The sequence below is a fragment of the Nocardioides ungokensis genome (assembly GCF_013466985.1).
Taxonomy (GTDB): Bacteria; Actinomycetota; Actinomycetes; order Propionibacteriales; family Nocardioidaceae; genus Nocardioides; species Nocardioides ungokensis.
Genome location: NZ_CP059164.1, coordinates 4598651 through 4624782, shown reverse-complemented (window position 1 = coordinate 4624782; position 26132 = coordinate 4598651). Strand labels below are relative to the sequence as shown.

General features: G+C 72.0%; 27 protein-coding genes and 2 pseudogenes. 14 read left to right on the top strand and 15 right to left on the bottom strand.

Going from position 1 to position 26132, the window contains the following annotated elements; all coding sequences use genetic code 11:
* Positions 1 to 461: 461 nt before the first annotated feature.
* The 8 genes and pseudogenes from rpmH to H0S67_RS22905 all read left to right on the top strand — a co-directional run bounded on the left by rpmH (position 462) and on the right by H0S67_RS22905 (position 5758).
* Positions 462 to 599: a 50S ribosomal protein L34 gene (gene rpmH, locus H0S67_RS22940; protein ID WP_011758123.1), complete on the top strand. Its 138-nt coding sequence runs from the start codon at positions 462 to 464 to the stop codon at positions 597 to 599.
* A 28-nt stretch (positions 600 to 627) separates the two neighbouring features.
* Positions 628 to 984 (top strand): ribonuclease P protein component, encoded by a 357-nt coding sequence (gene rnpA / locus H0S67_RS22935; RefSeq protein ID WP_180934933.1) that lies wholly within the window; start codon positions 628 to 630, stop codon positions 982 to 984.
* Entirely contained in the window at positions 981 to 1244 is a 264-nt protein-coding gene (gene yidD, locus H0S67_RS22930) for a membrane protein insertion efficiency factor YidD (RefSeq protein WP_180934932.1), read from the top strand. The genes rnpA and yidD overlap by 4 nt, the downstream gene beginning before the upstream one ends.
* Positions 1157 to 2253 (top strand): annotated as a pseudogene (yidC, locus tag H0S67_RS22925) (membrane protein insertase YidC). Before yidD ends, yidC begins: the two are co-directional and overlap by 88 nt.
* On the top strand, positions 2250 to 2828 hold the full coding sequence (locus H0S67_RS22920; protein WP_219635399.1) for a Jag family protein: 579 nt from the start codon (positions 2250 to 2252) through the stop codon (positions 2826 to 2828). Before yidC ends, H0S67_RS22920 begins: the two are co-directional and overlap by 4 nt.
* 52 nt (positions 2829 to 2880) lie before the next feature.
* On the top strand, positions 2881 to 3588 hold the full coding sequence (rsmG, locus tag H0S67_RS22915; protein ID WP_343050251.1) for a 16S rRNA (guanine(527)-N(7))-methyltransferase RsmG: 708 nt from the start codon (positions 2881 to 2883) through the stop codon (positions 3586 to 3588).
* A gap of 185 nt (positions 3589 to 3773) precedes the next feature.
* Positions 3774 to 4712, top strand: a complete 939-nt coding sequence (locus H0S67_RS22910) for a ParA family protein (protein ID WP_281368929.1) — start codon at positions 3774 to 3776, stop codon at positions 4710 to 4712.
* Entirely contained in the window at positions 4709 to 5758 is a 1050-nt protein-coding gene (locus H0S67_RS22905; protein ID WP_180934930.1) for a ParB/RepB/Spo0J family partition protein, read from the top strand. The genes H0S67_RS22910 and H0S67_RS22905 overlap by 4 nt, the downstream gene beginning before the upstream one ends.
* 258 nt (positions 5759 to 6016) lie before the next feature.
* Here the strand turns inward: H0S67_RS22905 and H0S67_RS22900 are convergent, their stop codons facing one another.
* The 3 genes from H0S67_RS22900 to H0S67_RS22890 are packed head-to-tail and all read right to left on the bottom strand — an operon-like array spanning position 6017 to position 9151.
* The gene (locus tag H0S67_RS22900) at positions 6017 to 6784 is read right to left on the bottom strand and encodes a lysophospholipid acyltransferase family protein (RefSeq protein WP_180934929.1); all 768 of its coding nucleotides are present in this window, start codon (positions 6782 to 6784) and stop codon (positions 6017 to 6019) included.
* A 3-nt stretch (positions 6785 to 6787) separates the two neighbouring features.
* Positions 6788 to 7801, bottom strand: a complete 1014-nt coding sequence (locus H0S67_RS22895; protein ID WP_180934928.1) for a D-alanine--D-alanine ligase family protein — start codon at positions 7799 to 7801, stop codon at positions 6788 to 6790.
* Positions 7802 to 7816: 15 nt separating this feature from the next.
* Entirely contained in the window at positions 7817 to 9151 is a 1335-nt protein-coding gene (locus H0S67_RS22890; RefSeq protein WP_180934927.1) for an aminotransferase-like domain-containing protein, read from the bottom strand.
* 129 nt (positions 9152 to 9280) lie between these two features.
* Here H0S67_RS22890 and H0S67_RS22885 point away from each other — a divergent pair, with 129 nt between their 5' ends.
* The gene (locus H0S67_RS22885; protein WP_180934926.1) at positions 9281 to 9928 is read left to right on the top strand and encodes a GNAT family N-acetyltransferase; all 648 of its coding nucleotides are present in this window, start codon (positions 9281 to 9283) and stop codon (positions 9926 to 9928) included.
* Between the two features lie 21 nt (positions 9929 to 9949).
* Here the strand turns inward: H0S67_RS22885 and trxA are convergent, their stop codons facing one another.
* From trxA to H0S67_RS22840, 9 genes are all read right to left on the bottom strand, one after another.
* The gene (trxA, locus tag H0S67_RS22880) at positions 9950 to 10273 is read right to left on the bottom strand and encodes a thioredoxin (RefSeq protein ID WP_281368928.1); all 324 of its coding nucleotides are present in this window, start codon (positions 10271 to 10273) and stop codon (positions 9950 to 9952) included.
* An 88-nt stretch (positions 10274 to 10361) separates the two neighbouring features.
* A complete protein-coding gene (trxB, locus tag H0S67_RS22875; protein ID WP_180934925.1) occupies positions 10362 to 11378 on the bottom strand; it encodes a thioredoxin-disulfide reductase in 1017 nt (338 codons plus the stop codon).
* Positions 11379 to 11473: 95 nt separating this feature from the next.
* Positions 11474 to 12217, bottom strand: a complete 744-nt coding sequence (locus H0S67_RS22870; protein ID WP_180934924.1) for a hypothetical protein — start codon at positions 12215 to 12217, stop codon at positions 11474 to 11476.
* 81 nt (positions 12218 to 12298) lie between these two features.
* Positions 12299 to 13009 carry an RNA polymerase sigma factor SigM gene (gene sigM / locus H0S67_RS22865; protein ID WP_180934923.1) on the bottom strand — a complete coding sequence of 237 codons (711 nt, stop codon included), beginning with the start codon at positions 13007 to 13009 and terminating at the stop codon, positions 12299 to 12301.
* Positions 13006 to 15030, bottom strand: coding sequence for a protein kinase family protein (locus H0S67_RS22860; RefSeq protein ID WP_180934922.1), 2025 nt, complete (start codon positions 15028 to 15030; stop codon positions 13006 to 13008). The genes sigM and H0S67_RS22860 overlap by 4 nt, the downstream gene beginning before the upstream one ends.
* 45 nt (positions 15031 to 15075) lie before the next feature.
* A complete protein-coding gene (murJ, locus tag H0S67_RS22855; RefSeq protein ID WP_180934921.1) occupies positions 15076 to 16737 on the bottom strand; it encodes a murein biosynthesis integral membrane protein MurJ in 1662 nt (553 codons plus the stop codon).
* Between the two features lie 10 nt (positions 16738 to 16747).
* Entirely contained in the window at positions 16748 to 17317 is a 570-nt protein-coding gene (locus tag H0S67_RS22850) for a DUF6049 family protein (RefSeq protein ID WP_180934920.1), read from the bottom strand.
* Between the two features lie 340 nt (positions 17318 to 17657).
* Entirely contained in the window at positions 17658 to 18710 is a 1053-nt protein-coding gene (locus H0S67_RS22845; protein ID WP_180934919.1) for a hypothetical protein, read from the bottom strand.
* Entirely contained in the window at positions 18707 to 18982 is a 276-nt protein-coding gene (locus H0S67_RS22840; RefSeq protein WP_180934918.1) for a hypothetical protein, read from the bottom strand. Before H0S67_RS22840 ends, H0S67_RS22845 begins: the two co-directional genes overlap by 4 nt.
* A gap of 85 nt (positions 18983 to 19067) precedes the next feature.
* Here H0S67_RS22840 and H0S67_RS22835 point away from each other — a divergent pair, with 85 nt between their 5' ends.
* Positions 19068 to 20519, top strand: a complete 1452-nt coding sequence (locus H0S67_RS22835) for a CCA tRNA nucleotidyltransferase (RefSeq protein WP_180934917.1) — start codon at positions 19068 to 19070, stop codon at positions 20517 to 20519.
* A 53-nt stretch (positions 20520 to 20572) separates the two neighbouring features.
* Here the strand turns inward: H0S67_RS22835 and H0S67_RS22830 are convergent, their stop codons facing one another.
* Entirely contained in the window at positions 20573 to 21250 is a 678-nt protein-coding gene (locus H0S67_RS22830) for an NADPH-dependent F420 reductase (RefSeq protein ID WP_180934916.1), read from the bottom strand.
* Between the two features lie 87 nt (positions 21251 to 21337).
* Here H0S67_RS22830 and H0S67_RS22825 point away from each other — a divergent pair, with 87 nt between their 5' ends.
* From H0S67_RS22825 to H0S67_RS22810, 4 genes are all read left to right on the top strand, one after another.
* Positions 21338 to 21901, top strand: coding sequence for a TetR/AcrR family transcriptional regulator (locus tag H0S67_RS22825; protein WP_180934915.1), 564 nt, complete (start codon positions 21338 to 21340; stop codon positions 21899 to 21901).
* A 57-nt stretch (positions 21902 to 21958) separates the two neighbouring features.
* A complete protein-coding gene (locus tag H0S67_RS22820; RefSeq protein WP_180934914.1) occupies positions 21959 to 22966 on the top strand; it encodes an aldo/keto reductase in 1008 nt (335 codons plus the stop codon).
* 9 nt (positions 22967 to 22975) lie between these two features.
* Positions 22976 to 23560, top strand: coding sequence for a TetR/AcrR family transcriptional regulator (locus H0S67_RS22815; protein ID WP_180934913.1), 585 nt, complete (start codon positions 22976 to 22978; stop codon positions 23558 to 23560).
* 131 nt (positions 23561 to 23691) lie between these two features.
* Positions 23692 to 24189: an SRPBCC family protein gene (locus H0S67_RS22810; protein ID WP_180934912.1), complete on the top strand. Its 498-nt coding sequence runs from the start codon at positions 23692 to 23694 to the stop codon at positions 24187 to 24189.
* Between the two features lie 76 nt (positions 24190 to 24265).
* Here H0S67_RS22810 and H0S67_RS22805 read toward each other — a convergent pair.
* Positions 24266 to 25350: pseudogene (locus H0S67_RS22805) on the bottom strand (inositol-3-phosphate synthase).
* 20 nt (positions 25351 to 25370) lie between these two features.
* Positions 25371 to 26003 (bottom strand): PadR family transcriptional regulator, encoded by a 633-nt coding sequence (locus H0S67_RS22800; RefSeq protein ID WP_246354985.1) that lies wholly within the window; start codon positions 26001 to 26003, stop codon positions 25371 to 25373.
* Positions 26004 to 26132 lie beyond the last annotated feature (129 nt).

Below are 26132 nucleotides of genomic sequence, written 5' to 3'. Positions count from 1 at the left end.
GGGCCGGTTCAGTCTCCACAACTTTGTCCACAGGTTGTGAACCCGACCCCCTCACTGTGGATAGGGGCGGTCCGAGACGCACCGTGACGGCCGATGGATCACTGTTTTCGCAGGTCAGAGCGCAAAAGCCGGAGAAGTGGCGCACGTCACACGAGCTGCTGATCCACCGAGCCCCGGGGGTGTGGGGGAACCTCGGAAGGCCCGAACGTAACAAGGTGCGGCAGGGTGGGGCAAGATGTCATCCACAGGGCTGGGGACGGTGCTCCGGCGCCGGTTTGACCCTGTTGAACGCCAGCGCGTACCGTTGGCCGGTCACCCGGTGTCGACCGGTGCCGCATGTCCACGCAGCTGTGCGCTCGTGGGTGGGCGGTGCCAGCCGAAAGGCGTCTCGAGCGATCGCGCTCGTGTGGTGCTGCCGATCCGCCGGCGTGGCTGCCCTGTCACACCATGGAGAGAAGCTCGTGAGCAAGCGTACGTACCAGCCGAACAACCGCCGCCGTCACAAGGTGCACGGTTTCCGCCTGCGCATGCGCACCCGCGCGGGTCGCGCCATCCTGTCCTCGCGCCGTCGCAAGGGCCGCAAGAGCCTGGCCGTCTGAGGCCAGCCTCTGCCGGCCGGCCCACACCGTGCTGACCGCGCCCCATCGCCTGCGTGACTCGGAGTCCTTCCGGGTCGCGGTGCGTCGGGGGCGCAGATCCGGTTCCCGCACCCTCGTCGTCCACCTCTTCACCCCGGGCGTCGAGGACGCGGGCGACTCCTCGTCACCCGTTCGGGTCGGGTTCGTCGTCAGCAAGGCGGTGGGCAACGCCGCGACCCGCAACCGCGTGAAGCGTCGACTCAGGCACCTGGCCCGGGAGCACGTCTCGTCGCTCCCGGGCTCTGCTGTGCTCGTGGTCCGGGCGCTGCCGGATTCCGCCGCGGCGACGTACGCGGAACTCGGCGCCGACCTCGACCGTTGCCTGGGTCGGGTGCTGGTCGCGTGAAGTACGTCCTCATCGGCCTGCTCAAGGCCTACCGGGCACTGATCAGCCCGCTCTACGGGCAGGTCTGCCGCTACCACCCGTCCTGCTCGGCGTACGCCCTGGACGCGGTGCGTGAGTACGGCAGCCTGCGCGGGAGCTGGCTGGCGGTACGCCGGCTGGCCCGGTGCCACCCATGGGCGGCCGGCGGCTACGACCCGGTCCCGCCCCGACAGAGTCCTTCCCGCGCCAGCGCGGGCAACTCCCCCATCCAAGGAGCCTGACACCCGTGGGAATCTTCGGCCAGATCGGCCACTTCATCATGACGCCGCTGTACTACGCGATCTCGGCGGTGCTGGTGGCTTGGCACTGGGTCTTCAGCCTCGTGCTTCCCGCCGACGGTGGCCTCTCGTGGGTCCTGTCGATCATCGGCCTCACGCTGGTCATCCGCGCGGCGCTGATCCCGCTGTTCGTCAAGCAGATCAAGTCCAGCCGGAACATGCAGCTGATCCAGCCCAAGGTCAAGGAGCTGCAGAAGAAGTACGGCCACGACGGGAGAAGCTCGCCCAGGAGACGATGAAGCTGTACAAGGACTCGGGCACCAACCCGTTCGCGTCCTGTCTGCCGATCCTGATCCAGATGCCGATCTTCCTGGCGCTCTTCCGGCTGCTGGACCACGCCGCGAAGAGCGGGGCGGGGAACGGCTTCCTGACCACCTCGCTGGCCAAGAGCTTCGGTGAGTCCGAGCTCTTCGGCGTCATCCCGATCAAGAGCACGTTCCTCGACTCGGGCGGGGTGCTGGCGGTGCAGGTCCTGGCCGCCTTCCTCGTGGTCGCCATGACCGCCACCACCTTCACCACGCAGCGCCAGCTGATGAGCAAGAACATGCCGGCCGACGCGCTGAGCGGGCCCTACGCGCAGCAGCAGAAGATGCTGCTCTACGTGCTGCCGGTCGTGTTCGCCGTGGGTGGTATCGCGTTCCCGATCGGCGTCCTCTTCTACTGGACCACCTCCAACCTGTGGACCATGGGCCAGCAGTTCTACGTGATCCGCAACAACCCGGCTCCGGGAACCGCTGCGGCCCAGGCCAAGGCGGAGCGGGATGCCGCCAAGGCAGCCCGGCACGGTCACCCGACGACCGCGCCCGAGACGCCCTCGACGACCACCGAGACCGAGTCCGACCGCCGGCCCTCGCAGCGGCAGCAGCCGAAGCGGCAGACCCGAGAGCAGCGCAAGAAGTCCGGTGGTGCACGTCCCACGGACAAGACGACCCCTGAGGGAGAGCAGCAGTGAGCGAGACCGGCACCGAGACCACCCAGCACGACGACCAGCAGGCCGAGGAGACCCCGGACGTTCTGGAGACCCCGGACGCTCCGGAGACCCCGGAGGCACCGACGTCCGCGGCCGACCGTGTCCGTGAGCTCGAGCAGGAGGGCGACATCGCCGCCGACTACCTCGAGGAGCTGCTCGACATCGCCGACCTCGACGGTGACCTCGACATGGACGTCGAGGGTGACCGCGCAGCGGTCTCCATCGTGGGTGCCGACCTGAGCCAGCTGGTCGGGCGCGACGGCGAGGTCCTCGATGCGCTGCAGGAGCTGACCCGCCTCGCCGTCTACCGCGAGACCGGTGAGCGCTCCCGCCTGATGCTGGACATCTCCGGCTTCCGGGCGCAGAAGCGCGAGGAGCTGGTCGCCCTGGCCGAGCAGACCGTGGCCCGGGTGCGCGAGTCCGGTGAGCCGGTCTCGCTCGACGCGATGACGCCGTTCGAGCGCAAGGTCGTGCACGACGCGGTGGCCGCCGCCGGGCTGAGCTCGGAGTCGGAGGGCGCCGAGCCCCGCCGCCACGTGGTGGTCCTGCCGAGCTGATCCGATGGACGTTTCACGTGAAACACCCTCCGCGCCCGACGTGGCCCGGAGGGTGTTCTCTTCTGCGCGACTGCCGCTCGCGGAGCAGTTCGCGCACCTCCTGGCGACCGACGGCGTCGTCCGCGGGCTGATCGGGCCACGGGAGGCACCGCGCCTGTGGGAGCGCCACCTGGTCAACTGCGCGCTGCTGGGCAACCTGATCCCTGAGGGGGTGGAGGTCTGTGACATCGGCTCGGGAGCCGGCCTGCCGGGGCTGGTCCTGGCGGTCGCCCGCCCCGACCTCCGACTCACGCTCGTCGAGCCTCTGCTGCGGCGGACGACGTTCCTGGAGGAAGCGGTGGGCGCGCTGGACCTCGACAACGTCGAGGTGGTGCGCGGCCGCGCCGACGCCCTGCACGGGGTGCGGACCTTCGACGTGGTGACCTCCCGCGCGGTCGCTCCGCTGGAGCGGCTGCTGGGCTGGTCGATGCCGCTGGTGGCCCCGACCGGAGCCCTGGTCGCGATGAAGGGGTCCTCGGTGTCGGAGGAGATCGAGGTGGCTCGCCCGGTGCTGGAGCAGTGGGCCTGTGCCGAGCCGGAGGTCCGCGTCCTGGGTGAGGGCCTGGTCGATCCGCCCACCTACGCCCTCCAGGTGGCCTGGGACGATCCGGCACAGGTATCTTGGCCGCCTGCCGCGGAACGGACGACCACCCGCGGGTCCGACTCGGGTCGCAAGCGCGGGTCGAAGCGGCGAGGATCGCACGGGAGGCGGAAGGCGTGACCGAGGAGTCCTCGAACGACACGCGCACCGCCTTGGGGTGGCCCACGGGTGCCCCGACGTTATCCACCGGTCTGGGGTGGCCTGCGGAGCGTAGTTCTCCACAGGTTGGGCCCATTCATCCACAAGTGCCGACAGAAGAGGGTGACGTGGTTTCACGTGAAACATCGGGGTCCAGGCCGTTCACGGTGAGGACCGCCGCAGACCTGGCGGCCACCATCTCGGAGTTCGCTGACGAGGCGACGCCCCTGGCTCGCGCGGCCGAGCACACGGTGCTCGCCCGGCACGGTGCGCGGATGCGTCCGGCGCTGCCGCGGCCGGACAGCACCCGGGTCTTCGTGGTGGCCAACCAGAAGGGCGGGGTCGGCAAGACCACCTCGACCGTGAACGTGGCCGCCGCCCTGGCGCAGCTGGGCCAGCGGATCCTGGTGATCGACCTCGACCCTCAGGGCAATGCCTCCACCGCGCTCGGAGTGGAGCATCACCGGGGGGTCGCCTCGACCTACGACTCGCTGGTCGAGGGCGCCCCGCTGACCGAGGTGATCAGTCCCTGCCCGGAGGTCGACAACCTGGACGTCGTGCCCGCGACCATCGACCTGGCCGGTGCCGAGATCGAGCTGGTGAGCGTGGTCGCCCGGGAGGGCCGGCTGCAGAAGGCGATCGCGGGCCACCCGCGGGTCGGCAGTGCCGCCGACGCGGGCGAGGAGCGCTACGACTACGTCTTCATCGACTGCCCGCCGTCCCTGGGGCTGCTGACGCTCAACGCCCTGGTGGCCGGCGCGGAGATGATGATCCCGATCCAGGCCGAGTACTACGCGCTCGAGGGGCTGGGCCAGCTCCTCGAGACCGTCGAGATGGTCCGGGCGCACCTCAATCCCCGGCTCGACGTGTCGACGATCCTGGTCACGATGTACGACGGGCGCACCCGCCTGGCGGCCGGTGTCGCGGACGAGGTCCGCGAGCACTTCGGTGACCAGGTGCTCAAGACCACGATCCCGCGCTCCGTGCGGGTGTCGGAGGCGCCGTCCTACGGCCAGACCGTGATGACCTACGATCCCGGATCGCCGGGCGCGTTGTGCTACCTCGAGGCCGCCCGCGAGATCGCGACCAAGGGAGCCCCACGATGAACGCCGCACGGCCACAGCAACGACGAGGACTCGGGCGCGGCCTGGGCTCCCTGATCCCGACGGCTCCGCCGGCCGCCCAGCCGAGCGCCACGACCGACGGGACGGACGGGAGCACGGACACGCGCACGGAGACGCTCGCGGGTGCAGCCGACGGGGCTCGGGACGGTGCCCAGGGCGGCGCCACGACCGACGCCGCGGCGGCCGATCTCACCGAGGACGGTCTCGCACCGGTCGCGGGTGCCTACTTCGCCGAGGTGCCGCTGACGCAGATCACGCCCAACCGCGTGCAGCCGCGCCAGGTCTTCGACGAGGACTCCATGGCCGAGCTCGTCCACTCGATCCGCGAGGTCGGGCTGCTCCAGCCGGTCGTGGTCCGACGGACCGGGGTCGAGGCCTACGAGCTGGTCATGGGCGAGCGCCGTTGGCGCGCCTCCCAGGAGGCCGGGCTCGAGACGATCCCCGCGATCGTCCGGGAGACCGACGACAACGACATGCTCCGCGACGCGCTGCTGGAGAACCTGCACCGCTCGCAGCTGAACCCGCTCGAGGAGGCGGCGGCCTACCAGCAGATGCTGGAGGACTTCGGCTGCACCCACGAGGACCTGGCCTCCCGGATCGGTCGTTCCCGGCCCCAGATCAGCAACACGCTGCGGCTGCTGCGGCTCACCCCGGCCGTGCAGCGCAGGGTCGCGGCCGGTGTGCTCTCCGCCGGCCACGCCCGCGCGCTGCTCGCGGTCGAGGACGCGGACCTGCAGGACCGACTCGCCCAGCGGGTCGTCGCCGAAGGCATCAGCGTTCGCGGTCTCGAGGAGATCGTCGCCGTCGGGGTCGACGGGGCGCCGGCCCCACGCGTCACCCGCCGCAAGCCCACGGCGCCCGGCCTCGTGGATCTCGCGGACCGACTGTCCGATCGCTTCGAGACCAGGGTCAAGGTCGACCTGGGCCGCAGCAAGGGCAAGATCACCGTCGAGTTCGCCTCGCTCGACGACCTCCAGCGCATCGTGGACGTGATGGACCCGCGCAACCGGAATGACCGACCTATCTGACGACAAAGCGATCTAGGGATTCATCGCTTTGTCGACAAAGCGATGAATGCCGTGGCACTGACCCCGCTCACGTCACGACGACATCGCGTGCGGGCACGCGACGTTGCACGTGAAACACGCACCCCGAATCCGAACACCCCGAATCCGAACACCTGGAACCAGGCACTCTGGAACCGGGCACCCGGGTAACACTCGGGGTGCTCGGCCGGCTCGGGAGGCCTCGCGTGACGCGGCCTGGCGTCGCGGAGCCGGGGGAGGTCAGGCCTTGGCCCGCTTGGCCGCGCGCCTGGCGGCGCGCTCGCGCTTCTCGGCCTGGTCGAGCTGTGCGGCCTCGTCGGGGGTGGGGGCACCGCCTCCCTGGGAGGCCGGCACCCACCACGCGCCCGGAGGCTGCTCGTCGGCGGGATACTCCTGGATCGACTCGACCAGCATCTGCGACATCCGGTCGCGCAGCTCGGCGGTCTCGGCGGCCGGGTCGGCGCCGGTGGGCACCATCGGCTCGCCGACCTTGATGGAGATCGTCTTCCCGCGGGAGAAGTCGCGCGGCTGGCCCTTGGTCATCATCCGCTGCGTTCCCCAGAGGATGACCGGCACGACCGGGACGCCCGCGGCCGCGGCGATGCGCACGGCTCCGGTCTTGAACTCCTTGAGCTCCATGGAGCGGGAGATGGTCGCCTCGGGGAAGATCCCGACCGCCTCGCCGGCCTTCAGGTAGTCCACGGCGGTGTGGTAGGACGCGAGGCCCTCACCGCGGTCCACCTCGATGTGGTGCAGCGAGCGCATCAGCGGCCCGGTCCACCGGTGGTCGAAGAGCTCCCGCTTGGCCATGAAGCGCACCAGGCGACCCGACGGGTTCGCGGCGAGCCCGCCGTACACGAAGTCGACGTAGCCGATGTGGTTGTAGGCCAGCAGCACGCCGCCCGAGCGCGGCACGTGCTCGGTGCCGGTCATCTGGAACCGTTGGCCCAGGAGTCGGAACGCCGTCTTGGCCGTGACGATGATCGGGGGGTAGGTCAGGTCACGCACGGGTCACTCCTGCGGGCTGCTCCGGGCCACGGCGGCCTGGACGAGGGAAGCGCAGACCTTGCCGAGGTCGAGGCCGGCGGCCTGGATCGCCAGAGGCACGGTCGAGGTCTCCGTGAAGCCGGGAGCCACGTTGACCTCCAGGAACCATACCCGGCGGTCGGCGTCGACGATGAGGTCGGAGCGCGAGACGTCGCGCAGCCCGAGGACTTCGTGCGCGGTCAGGGCCACCCGGGCCACCTCCGCGGTCAGCTCGGCGTCGAGTGGTGCGGGGGTGGTGAACTCCGTGGACCCGGCTGTGTAGCGGGCCGTGTAGTCGTAGACCCCGCCGTCGGGGCGGATGGCCACGGCGGGCAGCGCGCGCGGACCCGAGCCGTCGTCGATGACCGGGACGGCCACCTCGAGCCCCTCGACGAACCTCTCGAGGAGCGCCACGTCCCCGTAGGCGAACGCGCCGACCATCGCGGCGGGCAGCTCCTCGGCGCTCCGCACGACCGAGCACCCCAGGGCGGACCCGCTCCTGGCCGGCTTGACCATCAGCGGCAGGCCCAGGCGCGACACCAGGGCCGCCATCACCTCGGCGGCGCCGAGCTCGCGGAAGGTCTCGTGGGGGAGACACACCGACTCCGGGGTGTCGAGCCCGGCCCGGGCGACGACCGCCTTGGCGACCGGCTTGTCGAACGCCGTGCGGCACGCGGCGGGGGGCGCCCCGACGTACGGCACCGACAGCAGCTCGAGGACCTCGCGGATGGCGCCGTCCTCCCCGGTCTCCCCGTGCAGCATGGGGACCACGCAGGCGGGCCGCTCCTCGCGCAGCTGGGCGAGCAGGGAGCCGTCGACGTCCCTCTCGACCACCTCGAGGCCGCTGCCGCGCAGGGCCTCGGCCACCCGTCGCCCGGAGCGCAGCGAGACGTCGCGCTCGTGGGAGAGCCCACCGGCCAGGACCAGCACCTGCCGGCCCGGGGGGGCGCTGGTCGGGCCGTCTGTCGTACCGCTGGGGGTCACGTCGTCTCCACTCATCGTCGTCGATCCCCGTCAGCTGAGGTCGGAGCTCGGCGCGTCGTAGCCGCTGCGGCCCTCGAGGCCGCGTGTCGGGGCGCCGGCGCCGAAGGTCTCGCGCAGCTCCATCTCGGCCTCGAGCACGCCCGCGAGCCTGCGAACGCCCTCGCGGATCCGCTCCGGGGTCGGGTAGCAGAACGACAGGCGCATCGAGCCGGAGCCGAACCCGTCGGCGAAGAAGGCCGTGCCGGGCACGTAGGCGACCCGGGCGGTCACCGCCCGGGGCAGCATCGCCTTCGCGTCGATACCGGGCGGCAGCGTCACCCACACGAAGAAGCCGCCGTCGGGCTCGTTCCACGCGCACGAGGCGGGCATGTAGTCGCGCAGCGCGTCCATCATCGCGTCGCGGCGCTCCCGGTACATCTCCCGCATCTGCTTGATCTGGCCTTGCCAGTCGTGCGTGGTCAGGTAGGCCGACACCGCCATCTGGCTGAACGACGGGGGGCACAGCGTCGCAGACTCCTGGGCCAGGACCAGCTTCTCGCGGACCGCGTGGGGGGCGAGCGCCCAGCCGACCCGCATCCCCGGGGAGAACGTCTTGGAGAAGGACCCGAGGTAGATCACGCCCTCGGCCTCGTCGGCCCGCAGTGCCCGCTTGGGGTCGCCGTCGAAGCCGAGCAGGCCGTAGGGGTTGTCCTCGAGCACCAGGATGTCGTGGCGCCGGCAGATCTCGAGGACCTGCGGGCGTCGTTCGGGTGCGAGCGTGATGCCGGCAGGGTTGTGGAAGTTGGGGATCGTGTAGAGGAACTTGATGGTCTTCCCGGCCGCGCGGACCGTGGTGATCGCCTGCTCGAGGGCCTCGGGGACGAGTCCGTCGGCGTCCATTTCGATGTGCACGACGTCGCACTGGAACGACTTGAAGACCCCGAGCGCACCGACGTACGACGGGGCCTCGCACAGCACGACGTCCCCGGGGTCGCAGAAGATCCGCGTGACCAGGTCGACCGCCTGCTGCGAGCCGACCGTCACCACGACGTCGTCAGGGTGCGCGTCGATGCCCTCGAGACGCATCACCTCGCAGATCTGCTCGCGCAGCCGCGGGTCGCCCTGGCCCGAGCCGTACTGCAGGGCCACCGGGCCGTTCGCGGCGATGAGGTCGCCGATGGCGTTGCCGACGACGTCGAGCGGGAGCCCGGAGATGTTCGGCATGCCACCGGCCAGCGAGACGACCTCGGGCCGGGAGGCCACCGCGAAGAGCGCCCGGATCTCCGAGGCGGTCATGCCCGCCGTGCGCGCGGCGTACCGGTCGACGTAGGAGTCGAGTCGGGTCCCCGAACGGGGCGTGTCGCGGGGCGCGGGCGTGTTGTCCATGGCGCCTCTAGCATGAACGATGGGAGCAGGTGCCGCACGTGCGGACCGCGGAATGGGCGCGTCGAGCCGGTCACACCGGTCGCCGGGCCGGCCGGGTCAGACGCGCGTGGGCACCGGAGGGAGGACGCCATGTCGCGCAAGATCGTCAGGCTCACGCTGGACCACCTCGACGCGCTGCCGGACCCGTGCCGCTCCTGCCTGTTCTGGGAGCTGGACCCGGTCCGCCGCGCCCGCGTCGAGGACCCGCGGGGCGAGAAGGACGCCTGGCTCTCGCAGGTGCTCCGTGAATGGGGCTCCTGCGGCCGCGTGGCCCTGGTGGACGACGTGCCGGTCGGCTATCTGGTCTACGCGCCGGAGGCGTTCGTGCCGGGCGCTGCCGGGTTCCCCACGGCGCCGGTCTCACCGGACGCGGTGCTGCTGACGAACGTGTACGTCGAGCCGGCCCACGCAGGCGGTGGGCTGGGGCGGATGCTGATCCAGGGGATGGCCCGCGACCTGATCGAGCGGGGCGGCATCAAGGCCGTGGAGGCGTTCGGGGACACCCGCGGGACGCGGAGCTGTGTCGTCCCGGTCGACTTCCTCGGCAGCGTGGGCTTCAAGACCCAGCGGGCGCACGGCACGACGCCGCGGATGCGGATGGAGCTGCGGTCCACCCTGACGTGGAAGGACGAGCTCGAGGGGGCGATGGAGCGGCTGCTCGGCGTCGTACGCCCCGTGAAGAAGCCGGCGCCCGCCCCCACGCCGAAGGCGACGAGGAGCGGGCGCACCGTCACGTGACGGGAGGCTTTGGATCGAGGGTCAGATCAGGTCGGACAGCTCGTTGAGCAGCGCGGCCTTGGGGCGGGCCCCGACGATCGACTTCACGACCTCACCGTTCTGGTACACGTTGATGGTCGGGATCCCGGTGACGCGGTAGGACGAGGGGGTGACCGGGTTCTCGTCGACGTTCATCTTCAGGAAGGTGATCTTGTCGCCGTGGGCGGTCGCGATCTCGTCCAGGATCGGGGCGACCTGGCGGCACGGGCCGCACCACTCGGCCCAGAAGTCCACCAGGACGGGCTTGTCGGACTTGAGGACCTGCGCCTCGAACTCGGCGTCGGTCACGGCAGCGATGTTCGCCACGGGAACTCCCTTTCTCGATGTTGATTCTGACCACTCAACAGCATGGTGGGGACATCTGTTCCCACCACGCCGAGGGGGGCCGACGGTGTCAGAGGCCTGCGGTCTGGACCGTGTCGCTGAGGGCCTCGGCCGCCACGGCGGCCTGTGCCTCGGCCCCGGTGGCCGCGGAGTGGTCGAGCTCGGCGATGAAGCGCTCGGCGTCGAGCGCGGCGGCGCAGCCCGTCCCGGCAGCGGTGATCGCCTGCCGGTAGTGGTGGTCCACGAGGTCGCCGGCGGCGAAGACCCCCGGCAGGTTCGTGGCCGTGGACGGGTGCTCGACCAGCACGTAGCCGTTGTCGTCGAGGTCGACCTGGCCGTGCAGCAGCTCCGAGCGCGGGTCGTGGCCGATCGCGATGAACAGTCCGGTGGCGTCGAGGTTGCGGGTCTCGCCGGTGACGGTGTCGCGCAGCGTGACCGACTCGAGCCGGTCCTCGCCGTTGATCTCCTCCACGACCGAGTTCCAGACGATGTCGAGCTTGGGGTCGGCGAAGGCGCGCTCCTGCATGATCTTGGAGGCGCGCAGCTCGTCGCGACGCACGATCAGCGACACCTTGGTGCCGAACCGGGTCAGGAACGTCGCCTCCTCGACGGCCGAGTCGCCGCCGCCGACGACCGCGATGTGCTGGTCGCGGAAGAAGAAGCCGTCACAGGTGGCGCACCACGACACGCCGCGGCCCGAGAGCTCCTCCTCGCGGGGCAGGCCGAGCTTGCGGTAGCCCGAGCCGGTCGCCAGGATCACCGCGCGGGCGGTGTAGGTGTCCGTCGCGGTCTTCACGACCTTCACGTCGCCGGTGAGGTCGACCTCGACGATGTCGTCGGCCACCATCTCGGCGCCGAACCGCTCCGCCTGGGCGCGCATCTCGTCCATCAGGGCCGGGCCCATGATGCCGTCGCGGAAGCCGGGGAAGTTCTCCACCTCGGTGGTGTTCATCAGGGCACCGCCGGCGGTCACCGAGCCCTCGAAGACGAGGGGGTGCAGGCTCGCCCGTGCGGCGTACACCGCCGCGGTGTACCCGGACGGACCCGAGCCGATGATGATGACGTTGCGGGTGCCGGACTCAGACATGTGGGGCGTTCTCTCCTCGATCGGTGGCAGTCGGTTCAACCGATCGTAGGCGAGGTGCATTCCCCGCGGGGACGGCACGGCGGTACGCCAAGGGCTCAGCGCGCGGGGAGCGTGATCGAGCGCAGCACCTGCGAGCTGCCGCACCCGTAGAGGTCGACCACCTGGGTGTCGCCGTTGACCGCGCGGAAGGCCAGGACGCCGCGGCGGCCGTCGTACCGCACCGGCACGAACGTGCCCCTGCCCCAGTCGCCGGGCGTGCAGGTGAAGCCGTGGTGCCGGGTGTCCAGGTCCCCGTAGACGTTGCGCTCGTGCGTGAGCTGACGCGCCCGCGCGACGTCGCGGGCGAAGTGGCCGGAGCGGAGGGGGACGGCCCGCGCGAGCGGGAGGAGGCGGGGGCCGGCCTGGGCGGCGTTCGGGCTGTCGTAGCCCTGCTGGTGGTTGCCGGGGGTGGAGCCGTGGTTCTCCGGCTTGAGCGAGGACCGGCTCGATCCGGCGCCGACGTCGCTGGTGGCGGCGCTGTCCGAGCTGGCGGAGCCGCCGGTGCCGGCCAGGTGGGTCAGCTGGTCGATCCCCACGCCCACGGCCACGACGGCAGCCGCGGCCACGAGCAGCGAGGCGGCGCGGCGGCGCCGTCGGGAGGTGAGCGAGACCACCGTGGCCGGCACGCTGGTGTCGGGCTCGGCGTGGTCGGTGTCCTGGGTGGCGAGATCGGCCAGCACCCGGTTCAGGCGTGCGGACACGTCGACCGGCATGGGCTCGGTGTGGCGGGCGTCGGCGAGGAGGCGGCGTACCTCCCGTTCCTGCTCGGGGGTCAGCGGGCGGTCCGGCTCGTCGGTCATCGGGGGCGTGCCTCCTCTCGGGGCTCTCGTGGCTCGGGGTGCTCGGGGTGTTCGTGGTGGGGACGTCGTCGTGGGTCCGGGTCAGCCCGTGGCCGGTGGCCCGCGCGGGGCCTCGCTGGATCGGACGGACGATGTCGGGTCGGGGTTCCCCGGGTCGGGGTGGTCCCGCTCACGTCCGGGCGCGAACAGCGCGAGCGCCTCGGCCAGCCGGGCCCGGCCACGCGAGCACCGCGACTTCACGGTCCCGACGGCGCACCCGAGGATCTCGGCCGCCTCGGCGACCGGGTAGCCCTCCATGTCGACGAGCACCAGCGCGGCCCGCTGCTCGGCCGGCAAGGCCGCGAGGGCGGCGAGCACGGCGCGACGGCGGTCCCCGCCGACCGCGAGCTCGGCCGGGTCCTCCGCCTCGGGAGCGGCCGAGGAGAGCGAGCCGCGGCGCTCGTACTCCTCGAGGTCGTCGGGCAGCGGCTCCGCCCGGCGCGAGCGGGCGGCACGGAGGCGGTCGAGGCAGGCGTTGACGACGACCCGGTGCAGCCAGGTCGTGACCGCGGCCTCGCCCCGGAAGGAGCCGGCCCGGCGGTACGCCGCCACCAGACCGTCCTGGAGCCCGTCGGCGGCGTCCTCGGGGTTGCCCATGGTGCGCAGCGCGACCGCCCAGAGCCGGTCCCGGTGCCGGGCGAACAGCACTCCGAAGGCCTCCGGATCGCCCTCCACGTGGGCCCGGAGGAGATCGGCGTCGCTGCCCTGGGCGGGATCGGGGGCGCGATCGCGGGACGGATGCTCCTGCGTCATCCGCGGACCGACACCTCGGCCACCTCGCCGCGGTAGCCGCCGTCGCCCTGGGGCAGCGAGGTCAGCCACACGGTCAGGTAGCGACCCCGTGGTGTGTCGTCGATCGTGACCCTCTGGTGGGTCCCCGACGCGGTGACGGTCGCCGCGGGGGACAGGCCGGCCACGGCGGTCGGGGCAGTGCCGGTGACGTAGAGCGAGGCGGCCGTCGGTGCGCCGACGAAGGTGAGGTCGACACTCGCCACGTCGTGCACGGCACCGAGGTCGATGATCAGCCCGACCCCGGTCTTGAGGCCGCCGGGCCCGAAGTTCTGGGTGTACGTCATCGTCCGCCAGGCCGTCGCGGGGTTGCCGTCGACGGCCAGCGAGGCGAGCTCGGGGTGCTCCTCGGGCGGGCTGCCCTGGGGATCGAAGTCCTGCGCGGTCAGGCCGGTGATCGGGGCGGGCGGCGTGGCGCTCGCCGACGACGAGCGCGAGGGCTTCTCCTCGGGCTTGGCGCCGCCGAGGGGGGTGCGTCCGCGGCCGAGGTTGAACGCCACCACGATGGCCAGCAGCAGCACCAGGCTCGCGCCGATCGCCGCGGCCAGCCGGAGCCAGCTGCGGCCGGGCACCTCGTCGTCGTCCTCGTCCTCGTCGGTCAGGGGCGGGACGCCGGTTCCCGTGCCGGAGCTGGTGTCCCACGGCCAGTAGTCCCGGGGAGCGGAGCTCCCCGCGGCGTTCGGGCGCGGCCTGCGGGCCGGCTCGCCCTCGGCGGGCTCGGGGGCGAAGAGCGGTCGCTCCGGCACGTCCTCGAACGGCGGTGGCGGCGGCGGCTTCTCCGGGCGAGCCGAGAGCCAGGACACGTCGTCGGTGGCGTCGTCGAAGATCGGCAGGCCGGCCTGGGTCGGCTGCTCGGTGGAGCTCGACGCACCGGGGTCGGTGTCGGTCCGGTCGGTGTCGGTCCGGTCGGTGTCCGTCGGGCCGGTTTCCGTCGGGCCGGCGTGGCCCTCCGCCTCGGCGACCGGCACGGCCCGCGTGGTGTCGCCCTCGGGAACGGCGGGCGCGGCCGGGTCGGTGTCGTCGACCTCGGAGGCCTGCTCCTGCTCCGGGACCGCCGGCTCGACCAGCTCGACCGGCTCGGTCACCGGAGGTGTGGCGGGTGGGGCAGGTGTCCGCGGCTGGGGCGGAGTCCTGCCGGCGGTCGGCAGTCCCGGGAGCACGACGGTCCGGGTCCCGCGCGGTCCGGCGTTGCTGGCCGCCTCGGCCTCGGCCATCCCGGTCGGGTCGCCCACGAAGTCGGCGAGGTAGTCGGCGATGCCGCGCGCGGTGGACAGGTCGTAGCCGTCGCGCGAGCCGGGGCCGGCGTACGGGTTGACCACCTGGTCGCACAGGGCGTCGAGGGGACGGGGGATGCCGGCGCGCACCTGCCGCGGGCGCAGCACCCGGCCGTGCTCGTGGGGGGCGTCGGGGACCTCGGATCGGGACACCCCGGGCCAGCGGCCGGTCAGCGCGGAGTAGAGCAGGCCACCGAGGTCCGCCACGTCGGTCGAGACCCGGCCCGCGGGCAGCCCGTGCAGGGCCGCGTCGACGCAGAAGCCGATCACCCGGACCGAGCCGGTGCGGTCGACGAGGACGTTCTCGGGGACGAGACGGCCGTGGGCGACCCCGGCCTCGTGGCCGGCGGCCACGGAGGCCGCCACCTCCGAGACCAGCCAGGCGGCGCGGCGGGGCGCGAGCACCCCCTCGGTCGCCAGCATGATGTCCAGCGAGCTGCCGGCGCCCCACTCGTTGACGACGTAGCAGAGCCCGTTGACCCGGTCGGCGTCGAGCACCCGCAGCAGCCGGCGGTCCGGGACGGTCGCGGACTGCCGCGCCGCTTCGAGCAGGCCCGCGGCTCGCTCGTCCTCGGCGTCGAGCACGTGCAGGGCGACGTGCCGCTCCAGGACGCGGTCGTGGGCGCGCCAGAACCGGCCGGAACCGCTCTCGACGAGCAGGTCGACCAGGCGGTAACGGTCGGCGAGCACGTCGCCGGGCCGGATGGGCATCGGCTGGCAGCTCCCCTCTACGGCTTACTACGGGTCATCGTAGGCTCAGCGCCCCCCTCGGGAGGGGACCCGCCTGGCCACGGTGTCGACGACCTCGGTCACCTCGCGCAGGCGCAGGAAGCGCGCGAGCACCAGGAAGAGGCCGACGTCGAGTGCGGTGACGAGGAATGCGCGCAGGGCGGCGACGAGGTTGGTCGGGTTCGGGCCCAGCACCCCCAGCAGCTGGAGGAGGACCCACGCCGCGGCCGTCGAGACCGCCACCGCCATCCCCATCCGGACCAGGAAGCGGACCAGGACCGGCGTCTCGAGGCCTCCCAACGTACGCCGCAGCACGGTGTAGGACAGCACCGAGCCCACGGCGTACGCCGCGGCGTAGGCGACCACGAGCGCCGGCGAGGTGTGCTCGGGGTCGGTGGCGGTGACCGCGACCAGCGCGACCACGATGTTGGTGCCCGCGACCGCGCACTGGATCCAGAAGACCGTCCGGTTGCGCTCGAGCGCGTAGAACCCGCGCAGCATCAGGTAGTGCACCGTGAAGAGCAGCACGGCGGGGCCGAACAGCGCGAGCGAGAGCGTGAAGAGCTGGTAGTTGTCGCGCACGGCGCCGAAGGAGATCGTGTTGGCCACGTCGCGAGCGATCAGCGGCATCAGCGCGGCGAACGGCACGATCACGGCGAGGGCGCTGCGCAGGGTGCCGGCCAGGGTGTGCGCGAGCCCGCGCAGGTCGTCGTCCGCAGCGCGGGCCGCCAGCCGCGGCAGGATCGCGGTGGCCAGCGAGACGGTGATGATCGAGTGCGGGACCATCACGATCAGGAAGGTGGTCGAGTAGACGGTGTAGCCGGTGCCGTGCTCCCCGCCGCTGCCGCAGCCGGTGCCGCCGGAGGCGAGCCGGACCACGACGGTGTAGGCGATCTGGTTGACCACCACGAAGAGCACGGTCCACACGCCCAGGCGCAGCGTGTGGGCGAGACCGGTGCCGCGGAAGTCGAAGCGCGGCCGGTAGGTGTAGCCGGCGGCTCGCAGGTAGGGCAGCAGGATCAGCAGCTGGGCCATGATGCCGACGGTCGCCCCGATGCCGAGCAGCATCTCCTGGCCGCTGGTGAACGCGCTGTACTTCTGGCCCTCCGCGACCGGGCCGTAGACGACCAGGTAGACCACGAGCACAGCGACCGAGATGACGTTGTTGGCGATCGGCGCCCACATCATGGGGCCGAAGCGGCCGCGGGAGTTCAGGATCTGCCCGACCAGCACGAACATCCCGTAGAAGAAGACCTGGGGCAGGCAGTAGCGGGCGAAGGCGATCACCGACTCGCGCTGGTCGGCGAGGCCGGGCGAGTCGTAGCAGGAGTTGAGGTAGAGCGACATCACCCACGGCGCCGCGGCGACCAGCACCACGCTGACGACTGCCAGGAAGAGCCCGGCCAGGGTGACGATCCGGTTGGTGTAGGCCTCGCCGCCGTCGGCGTCGTTCTTCATCGCCCGGACCAGCTGGGGGACCAGGACGGCGTTGAACACGCCGCCCGCCAGCAGGATGTAGAGCATGTTCGGGATCGTGTTGCCGATCGTGAACAGGTCGGCGTGCAGGAGGTTGCCCAGGGCCGCGGTGAGCAGGAACGCGCGCACGAAGCCGCTCAGCCGCGACACGACGGTGCCGGCGGCCATCACGGCGCTGGAGCTGAGGATCTTCTGGCTCTCCGAGGAGCTCATCGGTCCCTCCTCATGACTGCCTCGCGGCTCGGGCGGCCGCCCGGATCCGGCGGAAGAGGCGCACCGCGATCGCGCCGAAGAGCAGGGCGACCCCGGTGCCGAGGATCAGCCAGATGACCTTGCTCACCTGGGCCGAGCGGATCGGGAGCTGGTCGGTCGAGCCGAGGGGATGGCCCTGGGCGTCGGTGACCATGAGCGTGACGTTGTGGACGCCGAAGGACTGGAGGGAGGCGTTGAGCAGCACCGTCGTACGCCCGCCCGGGCCCAGCTCCACCGTCTCGGGCCCGTGGATGGCGTGGGGCTCGTCGGTGAGGGCCTGGATGCTGACGGTGACGGGCTCGTCGAGGCCGTTGGTCAGCGTGGCCGCGAACCGCCCGCTGGTGCTCGACAGCGTCACGGCCGGCGGGGCGTCGATCTGGATCGAGCCGAGCTCCTGGTCGATCCAGGACCGGGACCGGTCGATGGCCGCCCGGGAGCCGTCCGGGCTCACCCGGTGGCCGTACGACGTGGAGCTCATCGCCTGGTCGGCCACCGTCGAGGCCACGTTGGTGTTGTCGGTGAGCACACCCTGCAACGTCACGCCCGCCCGGATCAGCTCCTCGGCCGAGGTGAAGTTCGCGTTGTCCAGCTCGACGCGGTCCCGGCCCTCGGGTAGTCGAGCCGGTCGATCGGCACGGGCCGCGCACGGCGGCTCGCCACGTCGTTGACGGTGGTCAGGTGCAGCCAGTTCACGTCGAGGCCCTCGAAGAACCCGTGGACGAGCTCGGGGTCCAGTACGACGGGAGCACCACCACGAGCGGCTTGTGCCCGGGCTCGAGCAGGTGCAGGGCCGCCTCGGCGAGGATCCGCTGGCGCAGCGCGACGGGGGCGAGCGGGTCGTCGGGGCCGGGCCACCGGCGGCCGCGCCCGACGACGCGTGATCAGTCGTGCGCCGGCGACGCGGGCGACCGCCGGGGCTTCGTCGCGTACATCCGGTCGGTGACCAGGACCCTCGAGCGCGCGGGCGTGGCGCGCAGCGCGGGGGCGTCGAGGTACCCGCCCGGCGCGGACACCGCGGGCGTCATCGGCAGGCCCCAGGGGGCGAGCTCGGTGCCGCTGCGCTGCCGCGCCCGGCGGTAGAGCGCGGGGTCGTGCTCGGCGGCGGCGGCGACGTCGAGGTCGCCGTACGGCAGGGCCAGATCTCCTCTCCGCTGAGTGCCTCGTGCAGCCGTCGAGCCAGGCGTTGCCCGACGCTGCGACCGCGGCGAGGGCCGCCTGGTCGGCGTCGCTGGCGTCGGACCCGTCCGAGCTGCCGGACGACGGCGTGGAGCCCGCCTGCGGCGTCGGGCTCGAGCCGCTGCTGCTGCTGTCGTCGCCGCCGGTCGTCCCGGCCGCGGGCGGGGCCAGGGACCGCGCCGGGTTGCCGAGCGTGAGCGACCGGACCACGTCGGGCAGCCCGGGGTCGAGCAGCCAGGTGATCGGGCGGGTTGCCGGCGGCGGCCCCGAAGTCGACCATCTGGCGCAGCCGGCCGCCGGCGCGAGGGCGGTGTTCCACCCCTCGACGTCCTCGATGCTCCCGTCCGGGGCGTAGGAGGCGGTGCGCCGCAGCGGGAGCACCAGGGCGGTGTCCACGGGCGAGTGCGTCGGCGGGAACCAGCGCAGGAAGGTGCGGGCCCGCCGTCGGCACCGTCGAGGCGGCCGTCGGGCCCGGTGCCCAGCGCGTGGACGCCGAACCAGTAGACGCCGGCCTCGCTCACGTGGATCTCGGAGTGCGGCACCGTGATGGCGTACTGCACGGTCTCCCCGGGCGCGATCCGGTCGATGGTGTCGTAGGTGCCGGGCGAGGTGATCCGTCCGCCGACCTCCGCCGTCGGGTCGACCGTGCTCGCCTCGGCCAGCTCGGCGGTCGACCGGATCGGGGTGTCCCCCATGAAGGCGAACATGTAGACCGACGTCCAGTCGCCCTTGTCCTCGTTGGTGACCGAGCCGGTCACCCGGATCGGCCCCTTCCTCGGGACCTCGGAGGGCTGAGCGAGTCGATGGTCACCGAGAGCGGGGTCGTGGGCTGCTGCAGGCGCGCGCTCCGGGCCCGGGTGACCACGTGGGCGACGGCCCTCGCGGTGGCGGCCGGCGGTGACCCGAGCTCGGTGGCCGCGGATGCGGGGCCTGCTGCCCCCAGGCCCGCCACCAGGCCAACCATCAGGCCAACCACCAGGGTCGCCACGACCGCCACGAGGGCAGGCAGCAGCGACGTGGGGCGGGGCACGGCGTTGACTCTATCCGTCGGACCAGCGGCCCCGGGGTGGTGCTCCGGCCCGGCGCGCGAGTCCCGGACGCTAGAGTTGCCGTCCGTGCCCGAAGCCCCGCTGCCGCCTCTCCAGCTGACCGACGTCGAGCGCTCGGTCGCCTCGGAGCTGGACCGGATCTCGCCGGTCATCGACGAGCTGGGACATCGCTTCCGGGCGGCCGGCCACGAGCTGGCCCTGGTCGGCGGCCCGGTCCGCGACGCCATGCTCGGCCGCCGCCACAATGACCTCGACTTCACCACCTCCGCCCGCCCCGAGCAGACCGAGACCCTCCTCAAGGGCTGGGCCGAGGCGATCTGGGACATGGGCCGCGCCTTCGGCACCATCGGGTGCCGCAAGGGCGAGTGGCAGGTCGAGATCACGACGTACCGCTCCGAGACCTACGACCCGACCTCCCGCAAGCCGGACGTCGACTTCGGCGACTCGCTGGCCGGCGACCTGGGGCGGCGCGACTTCACCGTCAACGCGATGGCGGTCTCGGTGCCCGACCGCACCTTCGAGGACCCGTACGGCGGGGTCGTGGACCTGGCCCACCGGGTGCTGCGCACCCCCGGGCGACCCGAGGACTCCTTCTCCGACGACCCGCTGCGGATGATGCGTGCCGCCCGCTTCGCCGCGCAGCTCGGCTTCACCGTCGACCCGGCCGTGGTGACCGCCATGCGGGAGATGGCGGGCCGCATCGAGATCATCTCGGCCGAGCGGGTGCGTGACGAGCTGGTGAAGCTGGTCTGCGCGCCCTACCCGCGGCTGGGCCTGACCCTGCTGGTCGAGACCGGGCTCGCCGACCACGTCCTCCCCGAGCTGCCGGCGCTGGCCCTCGAGCGCGACGAGCACCACCGGCACAAGGACGTCTACGAGCACACCCTGACGGTGCTCGAGCAGTCGATCGACCTCGAGCCGCGGCTGCCGGGCGGCGGCCCCGACCTCGTCTCCCGCTTCGCCGCCCTCATGCACGACGTCGGCAAGCCCCGGACCCGGAAGTTCGTCGACGACGGGACGGTCACCTTCCACCACCACGACGTGGTCGGCGCCAAGATCACCCGGAAGCGGATGAAGGCGCTGCGCTTCTCCAACGACCAGATCGACGCCGTGTCGAAGCTCGTCGAGCTGCACCTGAGGTTCCACGGCTACGGCTCCGGCGAGTGGACCGACTCCGCCGTACGCCGCTACGTGCGCGACGCCGGCGACGAGCTCGAGCGCCTGCACGTGCTCACCCGCGCGGACTGCACGACCCGCAACCAGCGCAAGGCCGACCGGCTGCGGCGCACGTACGACGACCTCGAGGCCCGCATCGAGCGGCTCTCCGAGGAGGAGGAGCTGGCCTCGATCCGGCCCGACCTCGACGGCAACCAGATCATGGAGATCCTCGGCATCGGTCCGGGCCGAGAGGTCGGCCTGGCCTACCGGCACCTGCTCGAGCTGCGCATGGACCGGGGCCCGATGTCCCACGAGGACGCCGAGGCGGCGCTGCGCGAGTGGTGGGTCGCCCGGGGCTGACCCCTGGTCGCCGGCCGGCATCGCTGGGACGCCGGCCGGCCGGGACGGTCAGCTCAGCGGACGATCTTGAAGTTGAACTGCGCGGTGCCCAGGGCGCCCATCAGCCGCAGCCAGATGGGGAGCAGCATCTCGGTGCCGCGGGCGGTCTCCAGCGGCCCGAGGTCGATCACGTCGTCGTGGCCGAAGCTCTCCAGCAGGCCGACCACGGCGGCCTTGGCCACCGCGTCGTCACCCGAGACGAAGATCGTCGAGCTCGCGCCGAGCGACTTCGGGTCGACCATCAGCGACGCGGTCAGCGTGTTGAGGGCCTTGACGACCTTGGCCTCCGGGAAGGCGCGCTGGATCTGCTCGGCGAGCGAGTCGGAGTCCTTCACGAACAGGGTGGGAGGGAAGCCGGCCGAGAAGTCGAGCGGGTTGGCGATGTCGAGCAGCGGCTTGCCGGCCAGGTTGTCCGCTCCGGCGAGGCGGAGCAGCTCGAGGGAGGTGTTGCCGTTGGAGGCGTTGACGACGAGCTCGGCGCCGGCGGCGGCGTCGGCGAACGTGGCCAGGGCGACACCCTGGTGGGCGGCGTGCCAAGCGGCGAACGGCGGGTTCCCCATGCCGTCCGGCTCGGTGCGGGCGAGGGTCGACGCGGGGTCGCGGGTGCCGACCACCACGGAGTGTCCGAGCTCGTGGAGGCGGCCGGCGATCGCCTGGCCCACCATGCCGGTGCCGAGGACTGCGATGTTCATCGTGATTCCTTCTCGAAGGTCGGGAGGTAGACAGATCTGTCTATCGATGAGTGGACGCTAACAGACAGGTCTGTCTATTATCAAGCCATGCCCACGTCCGCTGCCCGTGACCGCATCCTCGACGCCGCCTTCCGGCTGTTCTACGCGCGCGGCATCAAGGCGGTGGGGGTGGACCTGATCATCGCCGAGTCCGGCGTCGCCAAGGCCACCTTCTACAAGCACTTCCCGGCCAAGGACGAGCTCGTGCTCGCCTACCTCGACAGGGTCGACGACGTCTGGACCGGACAGCTCCACGCGGCGGCGCAGGCCGCCGGCCCCCGACCCGCCGACCAGCTGGTCGGCCTCTTCGACGCACTGAGCTCCTCGTGCCGACGCGAGGGCTACCGGGGATGCGCGTTCATCAACGCGGCGGCCGAGGCGCCGCCCGGCACACCCGTGCACGACCGCACCGTCGCACACAAGCAGGCCGTCCTGGCCTGGGTCCGCGGGCTGGCCGACGAGGCCGGCGCCGCCGACCCCGACGCGCTGGCGCGGTCGCTCACCCTGCTCCTCGACGGCGGGCTCGCGAGCGGGGCCCTGGACGCCGACCCCGAGGCCGCCACGCAGGCCCGGGCCTCGGCCAGGATCCTGGTGGCCGCCTCCAGCGGCTGACAGCGACGAAGGACTGACAGAATTGGAAATCTGTCAGTCATGCCGCATGATGGAGGCATGACCACCACTTCCGCTGTCCCGACCCGGCGCCTCGGCGCCACCGGCCCCAGCGTCGCGGCCCTCGGCCTCGGCCTGATGGGCATGTCGGACCTCTACGGGCCGGCCGACGAGGCCGAGAGCACCGCCACCATCCACGCCGCCCTCGACGCCGGGCTCACCCTGCTCGACACCGGCGACTTCTACGGCATGGGCCACAACGAGATGCTGCTGCGCGACGCCCTGCGCGGCCGCGCCCGCGACCGCGCGGTGATCAGCGTCAAGTTCGGCGCCCTGCGCGGCCCGGACGGCTCCTGGTCCGGCGTGGACACCCGACCCGCGGCGGTCAAGAACTTCCTGGCCTACTCGCTCAAGCGGCTCGGGACCGACCACGTCGACGTCTACCGGCCGGCCCGCTTCGACCCCAGCGTCCCGATCGAGGAGACCGTCGGCGCGATGGCCGAGCTGGTCGAGGCCGGCTGGGTCCGGCACATCGGGCTCTCCGAGGTCGGGGCCGAGACGCTGCGCCGGGCGCACGCGGTCCACCCGATCAGCGACCTGCAGATCGAGTACTCCCTGATCTCGCGGGGCATCGAGGCCGAGATCCTCCCCGTCGCCCGCGAGCTCGGCGTCGGCATCACGGCGTACGGCGTGCTCTCGCGAGGCCTGCTGTCGGGGCACTGGAGCGCCGACCGGGACGTGCGGGACTTCCGCGCCCACCTGCCGCGCTTCTCGGGGGACAACCTCGACGCCAACCTCCGCGTGGTCGAGGCGCTGCGCGGGGTCGCCGAGGCCCGCGGCGCCACCGTCGCCCAGGTGGCCATCGCGTGGGTGGCCGCGCAGGGGACGGACATCGTCCCCCTGGTGGGCGCCAGGACCCGGGTCCGGCTCGAGGAGTCGCTCGGCGCCCTCACCCTCGCGCTGTCGGCCGACGACCTGGCCGCGATCGAGGCGGCGGTCCCGGCCGGGGCGGCGGCGGGCACGAGGTACGACGCCATGCAGATGTCGTTCCTCGACAGCGAGAAGTAGCGTTCGGCCGTGGCCGGACCGCTGACCCGCGAGGGGATCCTCGACACCGCCGAGCAGGTGCTGCGGCGCTACGGCCCGGCCAAGACCACCGTGGTCGACGTGGCGCGGGCCCTCGACGTCAGCCACGGCTCGGTCTACCGGCACTTCTCCAGCAAGGCGGCGCTGCGCGACGCGGTCACGCAGCGCTGGCTGGACCGGGTGTCCGCGCCCCTGGAGGAGATCGTGGCGGGGTCGGGGAGCGCCGAGGGCCGGCTGCGCGACTGGGTGCGCACGCTGGCGGCGACCAAGCAGGGCATCGCCCGGGAGGACCCGGAGCTCTTCGCGACGTTCCGCAGGGTCACCGACGAAGCCGGCGAGGTGGTGGCGGCCCACGTCGACCACCTCGCCGCCCAGGTGGGCCGGATCGTCGCCGACGGGGTGGCCTCGGGCGAGCTGGCCGCGGTCGACCCGGAGGTCGCGGGGCGCGCGGTGCTGCGGGCCACCGCGCTCTTCCACCATCCCGCCCACGCCGACGAGTGGGGCGACCCGCGCCTCGACGACCAGCTCGACGCGGTGCTCGACCTGCTGCTCGACGGGCTTCGCCCCCGGAGCTGAGCTCCCGGAGCTGAGTCCTCGGAGCTGAGTCCTCGGAGCCGGGTCAGTGCGGACGTGGCGGGGGTCACTGCGCTGTTGAATTCGTGTCAGTAAGTTGGCTCCGCACGCCCACCACGCCGAGGAGCACCGCCATGACGACGGACCAGTCGACCCCCACCGACCCGCAGCTCGAGGAGACGATCGAGGTGGCCGCGCCCCCGGAGGCGGTCTGGGCCCTCGTCTCCGACGTACGCCGGATGGCGAGCTGGAGCCCGCAGGTCGTGCGGGCCTTCGTCCGCGGCGGCGGGGTGGTCGGTCCCGGGACCCGCACCGTCAACCTGAACCGTCGCGGGCCGCTCTTCTGGCCGACCCAGGCGAAGGTGGTGCGCTTCGAGCCGCACCGCGAGTTCGCGCTGCGGATCAAGGACAACTACACGATCTGGTCCTTCACCCTCGAGCCCACCGACACCGGCACGCGGGTCGTCCAGCGGCGCGAGACGCCCGACGGCATCTCCACGATCTCGCTGCGCCTGACCAAGGCGGTCCTCGGCGGCCAGGACGTCTTCACCGAGGAGCTCCGGGCCGGGATGCGCCAGACCCTGGCGCGGATCAAGGCCGAGCTCGAGGAGCGCCGACCCGTCACCTCCTGAACCCGCAAATGCACCGACCCGTCGTCAGCTGACGACGGGTCGGTGCTTGTTCAGCGTGAGAACGCGGTGGGGTCGGTCACTCCTCGCCGCGGATGAAGGCCTCCACGCGGCGGCGGCCCTCGTCGTCGGGGAGCTGCACCGGCGGGGACTTCATCAGGTACGACGAGGCCGAGATGATCGGGCCGCCGATGCCGCGGTCCTTGGCGATCTTCGCCGCCCGGATCGCGTCGATGATGATGCCCGCGGAGTTCGGGGAGTCCCAGACCTCGAGCTTGTACTCGAGGTTCAGCGGGGCGTCACCGAAGGCGCGGCCCTCGAGGCGGACGTAGGCCCACTTGCGGTCGTCGAGCCACGCGACGTGGTCCGACGGCCCGATGTGCACGTTGCGGTCGGAGACCTTGCCGGCGAGCTCGCCCTTGAGGTTCGAGGTGACGGCCTGGGTCTTGGAGACCTTCTTGGACTCCAGGCGCTCGCGCTCGAGCATGTTCTTGAAGTCCATGTTGCCGCCGACGTTGAGCTGGTAGGTGCGGTCCAGCGTCACGCCGCGGTCCTCGAAAGCTTCGCCATCACGCGGTGGGTGATGGTGGCGCCGACCTGCGACTTGATGTCGTCACCGACGATCGGGACGCCGGCGTCCTCGAACTTCTTGGCCCACTCCGGGTCGGAGGCGATGAAGACGGGGAGGGCGTTGACGAAGGCCACGCCCGCGTCGATGGCGCACTGGGCGTAGAACTTGTCGGCCTCCTCCGAGCCCACCGGCAGGTAGGAGACGATCACGTCGGCCTGGGTGTCCTTGAGGACCTGGACGACGTCGACGGGGTCGGCGGCCGACTCCTCGATGGTCTCGCGGTAGTACTTGCCGAGCCCGTCGAGGGTGTGGCCGCGCTGGACCTCCACGCCGAGGGTGGGGACGTCGCTGATCTTGATCGTGTTGTTCTGCGAGGCGTTGATGGCCTCGGAGAGGTCCTTGCCGACCTTCATGTCGTCCACGTCGAACGCCGCGACGAACTCGACGTCGTTGACGTGGTACTCACCGAACAGGACGTGCATGAGCCCCGGAACGGTCGTCGCGGGGTCGGCGTCCCTGTAGTAGTGCACGCCCTGGACGAGGGAGCTGGCGCAGTTGCCGACTCCCACGATTGCTACTCGTACCGAACCCATCGGGATTCCTTTCGTTCTCACTACTGGTCGGCCGTGGGGCCGGCTGGTTGCCTGTCGGCAGTGGGTGGGGTGGTGGCTGGCTGGTGGGGAGTGGCCCCGTCGGGCGGCCCCGCCTCGGAGCTGCGCTCGGCCTGGATCAGCTCGGAGAGCCACCGGACCTCGCGCTCGACCGACTCGACACCGTGGCGCTGCAGCTCGGCGGCGTAGCGGTCGACTTCCTTCTGGGTCATCGCCAGCTGGTTCTGGACCCGGTCCAGCCGTTCCTGGAGGCGGGTGCGGCGGCCCTCGAGCACGCGCAGCCGGATCTCCATGTCGGTGCGGCCGAAGAAGGCGAAGCGGATGTCGAAGTTGTCGTCCTCCCAGGCGGTGGGACCCACCTCCGACATCAGGCGCTCGAACTCCCGGTGACCGGCCTCGGTCACCTGGTAGACGATGCGCGGGCGCCGGGTGACCGGGGTCAGCGTGGCGGCTGCCTCCTCGATCAGCTGCCCGCGCAGCATCTTCTTCAGCGTGGGGTAGAGGGAGCCGTAGGACAGCACCCGGCCCCAGCCGAGCATGAGGTTGAGCCGCTTGCGCAGCTCGTAGCCGTGCATGGGTCCCTCGTGCAGCAGCCCGAGGACTGCCAGCTCGATGGTCTCTGCACGACGCGCCATGCGACCTATCGTACCGATATATCCAGGTTTCGTGAACACGTGGGGATCGGGCGGGTCGGGGTGCCGGTGCGTACCCTGTTGAGGTCGCCCACGCCGAGCGCGCGGTCCGACCTGTCCGTCGAACGCGCC